This is a genomic window from Pseudoalteromonas sp. RW-H-Ap-1, assembly GCF_048318575.1.
In the GTDB taxonomy this organism is placed as follows: domain Bacteria; phylum Pseudomonadota; class Gammaproteobacteria; order Enterobacterales; family Alteromonadaceae; genus Pseudoalteromonas.
Window position 1 is genome coordinate 683,892 of record NZ_CP166997.1, and the last position, 15,515, is coordinate 699,406.

Here is a 15,515-nt window from a genome sequence, read left to right on the forward strand (position 1 = left end):
AGTGTTGATTTCCCGTTTAGGTTATTTAAGTTAGAAACTGAATTTATTTTGTTGCTTTTAGTGTTAAAGCTTTTTTTGAACGTTTACTCGCTGGATCAAATAATGTATTTAACAATCCAGCCAAGCGAATGCCCGCTTGTTGTAAGCGCGTTTTTACAATAGGGGTGTGGTTGTAAATATAGTCGTAGCTAATATTTTCTTCTGTTGATTTATATATTTGTAAAGCAAGGTTGTGTGACTCTTCAAGCCAGCTTGTTGGGGTACTGTTTAAATACTCGTTAATTAACTCGTTGTTATTAGTATCTATAAATTGAGCGTATTCAGTAAAAGATAAATTTTCATTTTCTACCAGCTTAGTATCCCATAAGCTATGAAGATTGGTTTGTTGGTTAAAGAAAGAAACCTTAATGCGATTCCCGCCTCTATCTTCAGCTCTACCTGCATGAAATGGTTGATGGCTGTCGCCGACTAAGTGCACTAAAAAACGCAAACTAAACTGCTTTGCTGCAAGGCTTGATTTATCATCTTTCAATACTTTAATTGAATAGTGAATGCCTTCTAATATGTTTGTTACTGATTCTTTATGTTCAGTGTGTTCGTGGTTAAAGCTAAATTTTGCATTGTCATCTGCATTAATATAGTGCCAGCGAGATGATTTTTTTGCCAAAATCACCTGGCGCAGAGCGCATTTCATCTGGCCATGTTGAAATTTGTGCTAAAGATTCACCATTGAGATAAGGAATAAGTGCGGCCTTGGTGGTTTCACTTACATGGGCCTCTGCAATTTTACCAACAACGCGGTGGCCGTTTTGCCCCCATGCATTACAGTCTGTGCTTGCAAATATTGCACTAATTAAAAGTGTTAATGAAAGCGAATGTTTTACATTTATCTGCATCGAGGCATCCTAGTAAGTGTGAAATTTAATTTATAAAACCTTATAAGGTCAATTGTCCGTATTTTTCATGTTGATAGAAAGGACTCAATAAAATTCATGTTTTCTTATTTAAAGTTGTTTTTTATCAATATCTTATGTTTGATGGGTAAAATTACCTATTGTAATAAGTAATTAAAATTGTTCAAATGTATTATAACTTCATTTTAGATCGGTGTTTTTTGGATATTAAAAAGTTAATGTTGCATAAAACAGCAATTGTTACATTTATGTTTATAGTGTTGTTGTTTAGTTGGTTTGCTGGTCAAATGGCTGTAGATGAAAAAGAAATAGCTTTCCCAGTGATGATAGAAACATCAACGACATGTCAAACCACGGCAACGGCTAACCAAAATCAGCTTATAGTATTTACACCCTCAAAGTATGTTGCTCAATTGTTCACGAAAAAGTTGTGTGATGATAAAGTTGTGGCAAAGCAATATGGGTCTGTTATTGGCTATTGGGGCTACAGAACCGTCGATAGCTTAGAGTTTGTTGGTAAAGGCATTGCGGATTTAATTTTAGCTAAAAATAATATTATGGAAGCGTTTAGAGCCGAGACTACTTACAATTATCAGCCAGTGGTCGGCTTTTCAGATTACACCGCGTTTTTTATATCTTCAAAAGAGAAGCCTCTGATCACTAAACAGTATTTTTTAGACAAAAAAATAGGCCTGCTAGATTATCCAACTAGCCGATCTGGACATATTTTGCCAAAACAAACGTTTAAGCAATTAGGACTTAATATTGCTCAACTAAAAATAACCTATGCCAGCTCACATAATGAATTGCGGGAATTACTGGCGAACGGGCAGGTTGACCTGATTGCCTCTTTTTGGAGAGAAAATGATAGTAAGCGCTTCTCAAAAAATTATATTACGCCCATAAGCAGTAATGTTGCAGGTATTCGTTGGTACTTAAAAATGCAACATAACAATACCGATTTACTCTGCGCTGTACAATCTCACTTATTGAGTATGTCTAAAGAACAATCGTTTCAATACTATCAAGATGTTGAGCCATATTGGCAATGTAATAACTACCCCGTTACCTTTATAGGGGGGTCGTAATGAGAAAGCTTATATCGCCATTATGTGTTTTTATATTATTCATTGTATTTTCATTGGTGTTTTATATTTCAACAACACATGAACAGCAACAGGTTAACAAGTTACAAATAGCTCAAATAGAAAAACAAATCGCTTTAGACTTACCTTTGCTCGATTTATCAAATGAGCTTCTTAAACATTCTGGTAATAAAGTTGCGATACAACATTATATACAAACAGTAAATACTCATATCCAAGATACGGGTATAGAGGTAATTTCGATAGTGCCAGAGCACGAGTTTATTTCATCCTTAGAAACCGATGAGTTTATTCGAAAACTAAATAGTAATAATAGTGAAGTATTTATAGTTTTATCCTTAAAGCAGCCTCATTTTTCGCATACTAGAGTGACCGTTTATATACTGCTTTTTGTTGTCAGTGCATTATTTATGGTCATGATAAAACAGGCTGAAATTTATCAAAGAAATAAAAAACTCATTACTGAGCAGGAGCCAAGTACACTAGAATCAAAGCCATTAATACTCGTGATTAATTTAAAAAGTAAAACTTTATCCAGTAGTTATTATCCAGAGCAAAAAGTGGCGTTAGCAAATAAGCCGTTGTGTTTTTATTTAGCGCTTGTTGAGTTTTGTACTAATAATCCAGAGATTAACCTTAACCATAATAAAAATGTACCCGAGGAGCTGTTAGAACTTGCCAATAAGTACTTTTATCGTTTAGTTGAACTCGGGCATACCATCAGAAAACGACCAAACTTTAATAACAGTTTAGAAAAAACCCTGAGTGAAATTCGTGCGGCGTTAGATGATGTATTGAATGATTGCCCAGAGCAGAAGGAGCTGTATTATCCGCCAAAGGCATTTGGAGAGGGCTCTCGATCACGGATGCACAGCTATGGCTTAGTAAATGTTAACCAAGGGAATATAGAGATAATAGGGAAATAATTTCGAATTAACTGCTTAGGGTAATGATTTAAGTGAGCTTATCACATAAATCTTAATGAAGAGTGCCATTAGCATTTTAATGACACTCATAATGTTCACACTAGATCACTACTTAGGTGCAAATTCACGTGCATCAACAGGGCTATGCTCAGTAAAAAACCGTTTTAAAGCTTGCGAGTCAGTTTCATCGGTGCTTACAAAACCCACCATTTTTGTGATTTTTGGATAATTATCGCCACCAGAGGCGTTATATTCATTAATACTCATGCGGTATGTTTTGTTTATATCAAGTGGCTTGCCGGCGATAAATACGTCAGTTACCTGCCCAGCTTTTAATTCAAATGCTAAGTTATGATACTGCATGTAAGCACCAGAGTCTGGTGGGAAACGTGTCACGACATTTAAATAGGTTAAAATTTCACTGCCTTTAAAGTCGATATAGGCGACACGGTTTTTGAAAGGTTGTACTTTAAGTATATCTTTATAACTCACGTCACCCGCATTAATACTATCGCGAACACCGCCACCACTGATAATACCAAAATCGGCACCTACAGTGTTCATTTGTGCTTGGATAATAACGCGCGCAAGGTTTGTTTGCTCAAAGCGTACTTTATTGCGATCTCCCTCAAGTCTGTCATTGACGAAGCCAATTTTCCCCTCAATTTGCTTAGCACCCTTTTGTTGGTATGCTGCCAAAAAGGTCTGTAATGCAGAGTCAGGTTTAATGTAATCTGCAGCTAGAACGGCTTTTATGCTGCCGTCTGGTTGCTTTTTATCGACATATAAATTAACGGGTAATAATTGATAACTCAGTAGAGATAATTGACCGTTTTCTAATTTAAATTCTGCTTTGCCCACATACTTACCCCATTCGTGGGCTTGCATTATCCATGTCCCATTTTGCTGATCTGGTTTACAGGCTAAACCCGGTTTAAAGTTCTCATCAGTAACGTTTTTAGCAGCCATACACACTGGCTCTTGAGAGTGGCCACCAATAATCATATCAAGGGCATTTTTATCTAAAGAGCGAGCAAGTGTGACATCACCAGGGGCATTGATCCCATTTTTAGCATCTGCATAGTGGCCCATATGCGTTACTGCAATGGTAATGTCCGGGTTATATTTTGCTCTTAGTTTTTGGGTGAGTGAGGCAGTTACTTTAACCGGATCTTTAAAATCCAAATGGCCAATGTATTGAGGGTTACCAATTTTTGCGGTATCCGTTGTTGTTAAGCCAATAACGGCAATGGTTAAGTTACCTTTATTAAATATTTTATAGCGCTCAAAAACTGTTTCGTTAGTTTGTTTATCGAAAATGTTGGCCGATAAAAGAGGAAAGTTAGCCCATTTTTGTTGCTGTTTTAATACACCTATTGGGTTATCAAACTCATGGTTTCCTAGAGCCATTGCATCATAGCCGATTTTCGACATACCTTTAAAATCGGGCTCAGCAAATTGTAGGTCCGACTCCGGAATACCAGTGTTGATATCACCGCCTGATAACAATAACACCTGATGTCCCTGTGTCTTTGCTTCTGCTCTCAACTGGTCAATTAGGGTCTTACGGGCTGCCATGCCATATTCGCCTTTTTCATTATGCCAAAAGCGACCATGGTTATCATTGGTATGAAGAACTGTTAAATACTGTGCTGCAGGTTTATTGACAGAATCGCTAGCACAGCCAGATAAACCAAGAAAAAAACAAGAAAAACAAGAGTACGCATAAGATACCTATCGATGAATTAAAGCTCTATCTAGTAGGTGGTTAGTGTAAACTAGTTCGAGTTTAAAAAAACGCACTTCTTTATATTTTTTAAGCCTGTGTGGTTTGACGCTGCAGCTCTACAACCCTGTTTCTTCGAGCAAGTTCATCTCGTGCATATTGAGATTTTTGATGATTAACATCAATCATCCATTTCAAAAAGCTCACGGGCAGTTGGGTGTATGGCTCACCTTTATGTAATCCAAAATCACAAATAGTCGTGTTATTAGTCATTTTATGTACTCCTATCAATGTGTTAGGGCCTAATGACCTTTAAATGGCAACAGTCCCTGATTGATAATAACAAAAAAAGAGTGATTGATAAGGGGCTTTTTAAATACCTTGCAAGGTTTAAAATTAATTAAAAAGAGTAACCGTAATGTACACCAAGGCACACAGGCAATTAATTATCCATAACGTGTTTAAAATAAAATGTAAACAGTTGTAACTGTGGTGTAATTACTTTGCTATGAATTGTAGCGTTAAGTACTTATATATCGATTTACAAAATAAATAGCACTATTCTATGATGCATAAAATATTAATTCTAATGACAATAAAAATAGGAAAAATAATGAAGAAGCTTATCTTAGCCTCAATTTTAACTGCAACAAGTTTTTCAAGCACTGCAACTATAGTCGAAATGCAAACGAGCCAGGGAACGATACAAATTAACTTGTTTGATCAACAAACTCCTAAAACAGTAGAAAATTTCCTAAGTTATGTTGATGATGCTGCATATAATCAAACGGTAATACATCGCTCTATTGATAAGTTTATCATTCAAGGAGGGGGCTTTACCTTTTCTGATAAAATGGATCCAATTACAACCAAACCTTCGGTTATAAACGAACCTATTTATTCAAATGTTAAAGGCACCATTGCTATGGCAAAACAGGGCGGTAATGAAAACAGCGCTACTAGCCAATGGTTTTTTAACATGAGTGATAACAGCCAAAACTTAGATTTACAAAATGGTGGTTTTACCGTGTTTGGACAAGTCACTACGCAAAGCCAAGAAACCTTAAATAAAATTGCTGCCTTAGTCCATTGTTCAGAGGTACCATTAGTTGGTATTACTCAAGAGCAATGTTCAGATGAAAATTTAGTTATTAGTAATCAAAACTTGGTATCAATTCAAAGTGTGGTTGTGCTTGATGATGATCCTAATTCAGCACAAAACTTGACACCTAAAGAAAATACATTAATTGATAACGTAGAAGTTACACCACCAAAAACTTCAGACTCTAGTGGTAGTGTAGCGTGGTTATTAGGTGCACTACTGCTAGTAGCACCTCGATTAAAACGTACAAAATAAACTTATAAAAAATAACGGCGAATTGTTAAATTCGCCGTTATTTTTTAGTGGTAAAGTACACCCAGCACTAGCAAAATCCACATTACAAACACAGATAAGCAGCCTAGTAAAAACACTCTAAAACGGGCTCTTAAATGATTACTACCCAGGTGAATGATGCTGTGAATAATTCGTGTAGCGACAAATAAACAGGCAAGTACTGCAATACTGACACTCGCCATATTAAGCTGTAAAGCAAGTAAACATCCCGCATAAAAAAGCACAGGTATTTCGAATTGGTTGCTAAAGTTACGATCAGCAACTCTGACATAATCGCCCGCATTATCAAGGCGCATAGCAGCAAAATCATTTAACTGTATCTGTTTATTTTTGGCCGCTGCAAAACGACGTTTTCCCATAATCACCATAACAACTAATGAAAGTGTTACCTGCACAAACATGGCCATTATTATTATCTTTTCCATAACTTACCTTATTATTTTCTTTGAGTATTCGATTGTTATTCACAATGTGTTACACAATTAAGTACTAATTAGTAGCATAGTATTACTTGATGATGGTAGTTTATTCCTGATTTAGTATTTTTGTAACACTAAACACGTATTTAACAGCAATGGATATAATTAAAATGAGACACGTCATCGGCTTAAGTGCAATTGCACTGGCAATATTAAGCGGTTGTTCGAATACCGCCACTCTTTCTCAATCTTCACAAACATCACTGTTGTCACCAACGCTCGTTGTTAGCCCTAACGATAACCGTGAATATAAAACCTTGAAACTTGCTAACGATATTGAAGTGATTTTAGTCTCTGATCCAAGCGCTGAAAAATCTGCTGCTTCACTGAGTGTAGGTGTAGGTCTGTTACATGACCCAATGAGCCAACAAGGTATGGCGCATTACCTAGAACATATGTTGTTTTTAGGCACTGAACGATACCCTGATACCAAAGGGTACTCCGATTTTATGACTAAAAATGGTGGTGCGCATAATGCTTATACTTGGCTCGATATTACCAACTACATGTTTAAAATTAATAACGATGCGTTTGATGAAGGCTTAGACCGCTTTTCAGATTTTTTTAAAGCCCCTAAGCTTTACCCAGAATACACAGAAAAAGAAAAAAATGCAGTAAATGCTGAATGGTCAATGCGTCGTGAAATGGACTTTTTCGGCCAATTTAAACTTGCACGTAAAATGATGGGTGAACATCCGGCTAACCGATTTTTAATTGGTAACCTTGAAACCCTAGGCGATAAAGCTGATAGTTCATTACACAAGGAAACGGTTGATTTTTATAATAAATATTATTCATCAAATATTATGAAAGTGGCGCTGATTTCGAACTTACCAATTGCAGAAATGCAGAAAAAAGCACAAAAATACTTTGCTGACATTGAAAATAAAAATATTGAAAAGCCAAGTGTTACAGCTAGCTTAGATTTTGATAATGCCGGTGGTAAACGTGTTTTTTACTCACCAAATGAAGACCTAAAACAATTACAACTCGATTTCACAATTACTAATAACCAAAATGAATTTGCAGTAAAACCTAATCGCTTTGTTGCCTATTTACTTAGTAATGAAATGCCAGGTAGTCCAGCGCAAATATTACGTGATAAAGGGTGGGTATCTCAGTTATCAGCCTCTGCCTCTCCAAATCAATATGGCAACTACGGTTCTTTGAACGTGAATATAGAGCTGACTGATGAGGGTATGAAAAACCGCGAATCAATTGTCGCGACAATCATGCAATACATTGACTTGATTAAGCGTGAGGGCGTTAATAGTAAGTACTTTAATGAAATTCGCACTTCTTTAAATAATCAGTTTAAATTTTTAGAAAAGGGCGATGAGTTTAACTATGTCAGTGCGTTGACTCAAAGCATGCAAGATTACCCGTTAAATCATGCGATAAACGCACCGTACTACTATGCTCAATTTGATGCTGATGCGGTGAATAATGTACTTAAGCAACTTAACGCCGATACACTTCGCATCTGGTATATTTCTCAACAGGAAGATACAGATTCTGAGCTGCATTTTTACGATGGCAAATATAAAATTAACGATATTAGCGATGCAGAAATTGTCAGCTGGGAAAAACCAAGTGATTTTAATTTAGCATTGCCAAGTGTTAACAATTTACTACCAGAGAGTTTTGCTATTAAAACGCAAGCTTTTAAAGAGCAGAAGCATCCTGAGCTTAGCTATGATAAAAACGGCGTAAAAATTTGGCGCCAAGCAAGTCAGCAGTTTGCAGAGCAGCCTAAAGGTTTAGTTGAGGTGTATATCAACACGCAAACAGGTTTGCATGATATAAACTCAACCGTACTTTATTCTGTTTGGGCTGATCTGTATAACACTCAATTAAGTCAGTTACGAACTGAAGCTGCCATTGCTGGCATGAACGTTAATTTAAGCTCAAGTAATGGATTGGTGCTATCGTTAAGTGGTTTTACTGATAAACAAGATATTTTACTTAAACAAGCGTTAGCTGGGTTTGATGCTGAAATTTCAGCACAAGCGTTTAATCAAGCGATTGACCGTTATCAGCGAGATTTACTTAATCAACAAAAACAGTTCCCGTATGCACAAGCATTTGGTGAGTATTCAAAGCTAACTCGTACTGGCAGTTTCGATACAGAAGCGCTAATTAAGGCTGCAAAAACACTAACGCTTGCTGATTTACACGCTTTAAAGCAAAGCACCTTAGCGAATAATAACTTACGTGTATTTAGCTACGGTAACTACAACCAAAAGGACATTGATGCTATTGCTGCTGAGTTAGCGGCTATCTTACCAAGCAAACATACTCAAACGGAGTTTGCACGCAGTAAAGCGTGGTTACCGCAACCGGGTGAAGCGCGTGTATTACACAAAGATATTGATGTCGCCGATGTAGCGGTGGTCGATATGACCATTCACCCAACTCCTGGTTACAAACAAAAAGCACAGGCAGCTGTATTGCAAGGTCACTTTAGAACAATCGCGTTTGATAAAATGCGTACTGAAGAGCAACTTGCTTATGCAGTAGGCGCATTAGCGCGTCCTATTGAAGATTACTCAGGTATTGGTTTATTTATCCAAACACCTGTGAAAGGGCCAAAAGACATTCAAGGTCGCTTTGACAAGTTTAAAAAAGAGTACGCTTTAGAGCTTAATGCCATGAGTGAGGAAACATTTGCACAGCTTAAAAATGCAACTTTGGTTTCGTTAAAAGAACAGCCAAAGAATTTAAGCGACGAAATGAGTCCATTGATTAACGATTGGTATCGTGAAAACTTTGATTTTGATTCAAGACAAAAATTAATTGCAGAGGTGGAAAAAGTCACCCTTGCTGATATTAAAGATTACTACCAGCAAACAATGTTAAACCCAAAAGCAGCACGTTTAAATGTGCAGCTACGCGGCACTAAGTTTAGTGATAGCGAGTTTGCTGATTTGCCAAATCAGACTAAAGTGACGAGTTTAGATGCTTACTACAGCGATATAAAATTGCAAAAGTAAGTTTGAAATTACTCTAAAACCAAAAAAACCAGTCATTGTTGACTGGGTTTTGTTTTAATGTCGTTAAATTATAGCTATAGCATTGAACTACAAGGAGTTATTTTGAATATTGCTTTTAAAACTGAACGTTTACTTATACGCTTTGCACAAATAGCTGACGCGGGTGAGTTACTTAAGTTAGTTAACCAGGCCAACTTTATTAAATACATTGGTGATAAAGGTATTCATACCCTAGACGACGCTAAAAAATACATCAAAGACAGCTTTATAGCTGCCCATAAAGAGCACGGTTTTGGGCCTTATATGATCACACTCCATGATGAAACTGTGGTTGGTATTGTTGGTTTTTATCAGCGAGCGACTATGCAACATCCCGATTTAGGGTTTGCGTTAAAAGTCGGCTTTGAAAAAAGGGATATATTTTTGAAGCAGCTACAATACTTTTATATAACAGGCATAAATTAGGTATAAAAGATGTATGCGCAATTACTTCAACGGCTAATTTAGGATCTCAAAATTCACTATATAAACTGGGTTTTACTGAGGTGGGTAAGGCAGTCATCAATGCTGATAAAACCACCATCAAAGTGTTTATTTATGATTGAGTCTTGTTTTTTCAATTGTGTTCGCCACATTTGAGTTTACCTCTAGCCACATTTCTTCAAGGGTCGCGACTAATGAATTGTAGCCATCGTCATCTATTGGCATAACATTTGAGAAGTTATGAATGCTTATTAAACGTCTGCCTGATTCTGGGTGGGTATAGTACAAACGCCATAGCCCTGAGATATCTGCGTTACCATGCAGATCGCCGTTAAAGTGATGTAATTCATATTCTAGTTCATAAAATATTTGTTGTTGTTGGTCGGTGATGACTGGCAACCCTTTTATAACCATCCAGTTGCTCATGGCATTAAATAATGTTTGTTGCGCAGTTGTTGTAAGCATTACATCCGGCGATTCGCCCCACAAGTGATAATTAGCAGCATGAACTTGATTATTATCTACTTTCATCGCAATACCCCGGTTATTCAATGCCCCCCTTAAGGTAACTGTTTGCACCCTGAGTTGTGCTTTTGTATCTTGCACATTTCGCGAAGAGTTAGTTATGGGTTGTTCAAATTGGTAATATTGAGTTGCAGTTTGAATAGCCGAGCTACAACCACTTATAATCAAACCAGTTAAAATTAAACATAATGCTTTCATTATTGTTTCCTCGGTTGCGGATCGCTAGGCAATGACTTGTCAAAAATGAGCATGTTGGGCTGTTCGTTTAAACCACGAGTAAGTGGCTGGAATTCTTCCGATAAACGTTTAATTTGCAGCAGTGTTTGTTCAAGCTGGTTGTGCATTTGTGAGCCTGCTTGATAGCTTGCCATGGTTTTATCAAACTGCCGCATGGTTATTTCAAACTGCTCCATGCTTTTGGTTATTTTTTCGAGATTACGATTAAAGTCGCCGGGTAAATTTTGGGTGTCAGGTTTACTTAATAATGTGCGCATTTCACTGGCCAACGCTTGATACTCGCTGAAAGTTGTTTGCATTTTTGCCAAACTGTCTTCAATTTTTAAATTATTTACCTTATTCAGCACATCAGACACTTGGTCAGCAAGCACCGTTATACCACTAGATACACTCGGAAACACATCGTATTGAGCAAGCTTTTTAAGCTCGCTTTTTGGGGTGTCAGTATAAAAGTCAAAGTCGACGTACACTGCACCAGTGAGTAAATTCCCCGGTTTAAGCGATGCTCTCATGCCATTTTCAATCCATTCGTTAACGCTTGTTTTCCAATATTCTTTTGCTACTGAGGTGATGTGGTAAAGACGTCCATATTCGACTTTTATTAATACCGGAACCGCAGTGTTTTTAGCGCGAAAATGGGCGGGCTTACCATCTATAATTACATTGGCGGGTGCTTCAACCACAGTACCTACGCGTGTACCGCGATACTCTACTGGGGCACCTACACGTAACCCTCGAATAGATTGTTCAAATTCAATAAGGTAATAATCAAAATCATAAAAGCGCTCTTCTAGAGCTTGTTTGTAACTTTGGCTTAAAGAAAAGCTATGCCCGTTTTGCGCTAAATCGCCAGGAGCCTGCTGCTCAGGTAGTCCGACAGAGATCCCCCCTTTCAATAATTTGCTTAAAGAACCAGTGTTAATGTTGATACCATCTGCGGAAAGATCTATTTCTATCCCTGAGTTAACCCAAAAAATAGAATTTAAGGTGATCAAGTTCTCATAGGGGGCTTTAATAAAAATACCGTATTGCATTGCTTGGTTTTTCCAATCAAAAGTAGCGGTTTCTATTTGGCCTATTTTATAGTTTTTAAAAAATATGCCAGTACTCACATCAAGTACTTCTGCATTGTAACTGAGTAACTTAAAGCGCCCACCTTGAACATCTTTGCCTATTAATGCAGGCTCTTCTTGAAGTTTAAACTGCTTCTTTAGTTGTTTACTTTCGCCTGGCGAAAACTCTAAATAAACACCTGAGAGCAAAGTGCTCATGCCACTAATGCCAGTTTCATCTATGCGAGGTTTTACCACCCAAATACGGGCATCTTCAGTGAGTAAGTTATCGTAGTTTTTATCTATTTGTGCCCGTGCAATAACACTGTCTTGGCTGTTGGAGAGGCGAATGTGATCAATTTGTCCTATTTTCACACTCCGTACTTTAATTTCTGTTTTACCGGCAACAATGCCCTCGGCTTGCGGCATAGAAATATAGATTGTTTGCCCTTTATTTAATTGGTATTGATAAAGCATCCAAATACCTACCAATAAGGCAACCACGGGAATAATCCAAATCGCAGAAATACGTGTTTTTTGTGCTACGTTGGCTGTTTTAGTCATGCTTTATTCTCTGCGTTTTTATTTTTAGGTGAATCCCACAGTAAACGAGGGTCAAATGCGTGTGCTGCCATCATTTGGCATAATACCATAACAGTAAAAAAGACGATGCCTAAACCCGGTATAACCGACATCAAATTTCCTAGCTGCACTAATGCAACTAATATAGCCACAACAAACACATCAATCATAGACCATTTTCCTATAAATTCAGTAAGTTGATACACTTTTGTGTAACCTTTTGTATGCAGGTTGGCGGGTTTTGTAACCATAAAACATAAAAAACTTAAAATGAGCGCTTTCGCTAATGGCACCACCACACTTGCAAAAAAGATAATTAGCGCAATAGGGTAGGAGCCGCTATTCCATAAAGTAATAACACCAGAAATAAGCGTGGCAGAGGTTTCATCCCCAAGGCTGATAGTGTACATAATGGGCAGTAAATTCGCTGGGATATAACAAATTACTGAGGTAACTAGCCAAGCTGCTGCTTTTTGAACGCTGTACGGGTTTCTTAAGTAGGTTTTACTATGGCAACGAGGGCAGATTAGGTCAACGCTCAACTGGTGGCAAACATGGCAGGCTTTTATATTATCGTCTATTGCACGTTCTGCGCCTGCACTACTTTGAAGCCGAATTGCCGGGCTTACCTGCGACCACAACCTTGCACGATTTAGCCGTGTTAACGCACTAACATAAAAAATTACAAATCCCACATAGGCAAAAAAGCTGGTACCAAAACTAACCTCAGCCAATGACATTATTTTTACCATACTGACCAAAACACCAATCAAAAAGATTTCTGACATGATCCAAGGCTCAAGGGTTAATGTAAACTTTAATAGCCTTCTGGCGAGCGCTTGTGGCAGCGCTTTGAGTACTCCTAAATGTAAAGGGATCAATATAATGAGCAAACTCATAGGCAGAATAATAATGCTGATATCAATAAACAGGCCGAGCAGGTCACTATCATAATTAAATAGAATGCGAGCAGCGTCAGGTAGGGTAATTGTTTGGGTAATACCGTTGCTACTAAAAGAAATAAACGGATAAAACATACTGCTGAGTAACATCAGCAGTGCGCTGAAGCTCAACGCGACAATTTCGGTGTCATGATTAATATTAACACCGCGAATTTTGTGGTTACAGCGAGGACACATCGCAACCTGTTTGACATTAATGTCGGGAATATCAATGATAAGATCACAGCTTGGGCAGGCAGTTTGCAAAATGTTAGCTTATAATTAAATCAATACAACAAAGTGTGCAATATTTGCGATTTAAATACAAATACTAAGGTAAAAATTACTTACTATTTATATTAAAAATATAATGTATGACTTAAATTAAATTAATTTAATTGAGGGATGCAAGTGAAAGTCATTTTATTTTTTATGCTTTTTGGGCTAAGTTCTGCTGCATTAGCTTTTGCTAAAGACCAAGCGTCATCAACCATTCATGTAGCCGCTAATCCTACTATTTCACCCTACGTTATTAGCTATAACGATTCAGGCATTCAAATTGAAATTGTTAAGGCAGCGCTACGCGACCAAAAAATCAATGATATTAAAGTTCATTATATGGCAAATCAGCGTAGCGACAGCTCTTTGGTTCAGGGCAGTATAGACATTGCATTAAACTACACCGGCAATTTAATTGCGGGTGTTTATAAAAGTGAATCTGTTATTAGCTATGAAAATGTGGTGGTAAGCCTTAAAAGGAAAAATTTTACAATTGATTTGGTGTACCAGCTTGCAACAAAAAGCGTACTTGCCTTTCAAAATGCACCTGCTTTTTTACCTCAGGAGTTTGGTAATAATTTGCATAGTTTAGGAGGGTACGAAGAAGTACTTAATCAACAAGCGCAGATTCACCATTTAATGGCAGGCTGGGTTGATACGATTATTCTCGATAGGCGTATATTTTTTTACTATTTAAAAGAGTATCAAAAAAACCATACGACTCAAGATTATGTTATCCATACTATTTTCCCGTTTTCTGAAATGCCTGCGTATTTTAACGATGATGGCCTCAGAAGCCGTTTTGACAAAGGCTTAGCTAACATAATTCAAAGCGGTGAATATCGCACCATAATGCTTAATTTAGATAAACAATATACCCAGCGCGACTTCACTCGTTTTTAATTGTTAATCAAATAAAGCCACGGTTTGGCGGGTTAGGGCAATAAGCTCACCTGATTGCGACCAAATACAGCCATCTTCAAGTCCGTAGCCATCTTTTGAGTGATGAGTAATTGCTTCAAAGCCCAACCATTCACCCGGGGCTAAGTTAGGCGCTTGTACAAATTCTAAATACCACGACATACTACTTGCCGGTGCTGGTTGTTTAAACATTTGCAGCAAGGTTGGTGGCCATGCGTCAGTAAGGGCAATAACATGGGCTTCTGTAATTGCTTCTGGCGTATGTTTAAAGCGCATCCAACCACCTAAATGAGAGGTTTCAGCACTGCTAAACGGCATGGCTCCTTGTTGAGGGCATAAATCAACATGTTGAAAAAACTCTGGCATTTGCCCAGGTACAAATCCTAAACAGTGGCGTTCGTTCACAGGGTGTAAGCTTAGCGATTTTGATACCGGTACATTAATTGATGAATTACGATTTTTAGCAAAACAGGCCTGCACAATAACGCATACTGCGTCATCTTGAATGGCTTTGGCTAGCACTTGGGTACTACTTTTCCCTTCACGTAATATTTCTACCGACAAAGAAAATGGCTTTTCAGCCAATAAAGGGCCGACAAAGTTTGTACTTAAAGAAAGCAGTCGTCTTGATGAGTCAACTTTATTGCGCATTGCTTGATAAAGAAGCGCCGCAGAGAGGCCGCCAAAAGCAGTTCTACCTTGGCACCAATTAGCAGGAAACTGCATAGTATTGGTTTCTTGGTCCGTTTTCTTACTTGCTAGGGCTGCTTGTTGTAATAATTGTTCAAAGTGCACAAATAATGTCCTTTTGGTGTTATTTGCTGAATTTATATCACACCCAAACTCATCAGACCAGACAATAAGGACCCTTCCAAATAACAAAAAATGAGCAATCCTTACTCTTTTTAGGGTTATTTAGTAAATAAATTAAAAAAAATGAATTTTTTTCATTTTT

Annotated in this window: 12 protein-coding genes and 2 pseudogenes; 6 read left to right on the forward strand and 8 right to left on the reverse strand. The window is 37.5% G+C overall.

The features are described 5' to 3' along the window. Window positions 1-43 precede the first annotated feature (43 nt). A pseudogene (locus AB8618_RS19400) lies at window positions 44-896 on the reverse strand (S1/P1 nuclease). A 236-nt stretch (window positions 897-1,132) separates the two neighbouring features. Between AB8618_RS19400 and AB8618_RS19405 the strand changes: the two are divergent. Then, a complete protein-coding gene (locus AB8618_RS19405) occupies window positions 1,133-2,002 on the forward strand; it encodes a hypothetical protein (RefSeq protein WP_409425818.1) in 870 nt (289 codons plus the stop codon). Next, window positions 2,002-2,946, forward strand: a complete 945-nt coding sequence (locus AB8618_RS19410; RefSeq protein WP_409425819.1) for a hypothetical protein — start codon at window positions 2,002-2,004, stop codon at window positions 2,944-2,946. Before AB8618_RS19405 ends, AB8618_RS19410 begins: the two co-directional genes overlap by 1 nt. A gap of 108 nt (window positions 2,947-3,054) precedes the next feature. Here the strand turns inward: AB8618_RS19410 and ushA are convergent. Together ushA and AB8618_RS19420 are read right to left on the reverse strand one after the other, a co-directional pair. Next, window positions 3,055-4,673, reverse strand: a pseudogene (gene ushA, locus AB8618_RS19415) (bifunctional UDP-sugar hydrolase/5'-nucleotidase UshA). 89 nt (window positions 4,674-4,762) lie between these two features. Beyond that, window positions 4,763-4,945: a hypothetical protein gene (locus AB8618_RS19420; RefSeq protein ID WP_409425820.1), complete on the reverse strand. Its 183-nt coding sequence runs from the start codon at window positions 4,943-4,945 to the stop codon at window positions 4,763-4,765. Between the two features lie 340 nt (window positions 4,946-5,285). Here AB8618_RS19420 and AB8618_RS19425 point away from each other — a divergent pair, with 340 nt between their 5' ends. Next, window positions 5,286-6,029 (forward strand): peptidylprolyl isomerase, encoded by a 744-nt coding sequence (locus AB8618_RS19425; protein ID WP_178957269.1) that lies wholly within the window; start codon window positions 5,286-5,288, stop codon window positions 6,027-6,029. 44 nt (window positions 6,030-6,073) lie between these two features. Here AB8618_RS19425 and AB8618_RS19430 read toward each other — a convergent pair whose 3' ends face one another. Then, the gene (locus tag AB8618_RS19430; protein WP_138607794.1) at window positions 6,074-6,493 is read right to left on the reverse strand and encodes an MAPEG family protein; all 420 of its coding nucleotides are present in this window, start codon (window positions 6,491-6,493) and stop codon (window positions 6,074-6,076) included. Window positions 6,494-6,657: 164 nt separating this feature from the next. Here AB8618_RS19430 and AB8618_RS19435 point away from each other — a divergent pair, with 164 nt between their 5' ends. Both AB8618_RS19435 and AB8618_RS19440 read left to right on the forward strand, forming a co-directional pair. Further along, complete coding sequence (locus tag AB8618_RS19435; protein WP_413403109.1) at window positions 6,658-9,540, forward strand: insulinase family protein; 2,883 nt, start codon at window positions 6,658-6,660, stop codon at window positions 9,538-9,540. A gap of 57 nt (window positions 9,541-9,597) precedes the next feature. Then, window positions 9,598-10,005, forward strand: coding sequence for a GNAT family N-acetyltransferase (locus tag AB8618_RS19440; RefSeq protein ID WP_418157361.1), 408 nt, complete (start codon window positions 9,598-9,600; stop codon window positions 10,003-10,005). 126 nt (window positions 10,006-10,131) lie between these two features. Here AB8618_RS19440 and AB8618_RS19445 read toward each other — a convergent pair whose 3' ends face one another. The 3 genes from AB8618_RS19445 to AB8618_RS19455 are packed head-to-tail and all read right to left on the reverse strand — an operon-like array spanning window position 10,132 to window position 13,627. After that, window positions 10,132-10,746 (reverse strand): PqiC family protein, encoded by a 615-nt coding sequence (locus AB8618_RS19445; RefSeq protein WP_409425823.1) that lies wholly within the window; start codon window positions 10,744-10,746, stop codon window positions 10,132-10,134. Next, entirely contained in the window at window positions 10,746-12,401 is a 1,656-nt protein-coding gene (pqiB, locus tag AB8618_RS19450; protein WP_413403113.1) for an intermembrane transport protein PqiB, read from the reverse strand. Before pqiB ends, AB8618_RS19445 begins: the two co-directional genes overlap by 1 nt. Further along, entirely contained in the window at window positions 12,398-13,627 is a 1,230-nt protein-coding gene (locus AB8618_RS19455; protein ID WP_413403115.1) for a PqiA/YebS family transporter subunit, read from the reverse strand. Before AB8618_RS19455 ends, pqiB begins: the two co-directional genes overlap by 4 nt. Window positions 13,628-13,771: 144 nt before the next feature. Between AB8618_RS19455 and AB8618_RS19460 the strand changes: the two genes are divergently transcribed. Continuing rightward, on the forward strand, window positions 13,772-14,542 hold the full coding sequence (locus AB8618_RS19460; RefSeq protein ID WP_409425826.1) for a substrate-binding periplasmic protein: 771 nt from the start codon (window positions 13,772-13,774) through the stop codon (window positions 14,540-14,542). A gap of 3 nt (window positions 14,543-14,545) precedes the next feature. Here AB8618_RS19460 and AB8618_RS19465 read toward each other — a convergent pair whose 3' ends face one another. Continuing rightward, on the reverse strand, window positions 14,546-15,355 hold the full coding sequence (locus AB8618_RS19465) for a thioesterase family protein (RefSeq protein WP_413403117.1): 810 nt from the start codon (window positions 15,353-15,355) through the stop codon (window positions 14,546-14,548). Window positions 15,356-15,515: the final 160 nt, after the last annotated feature.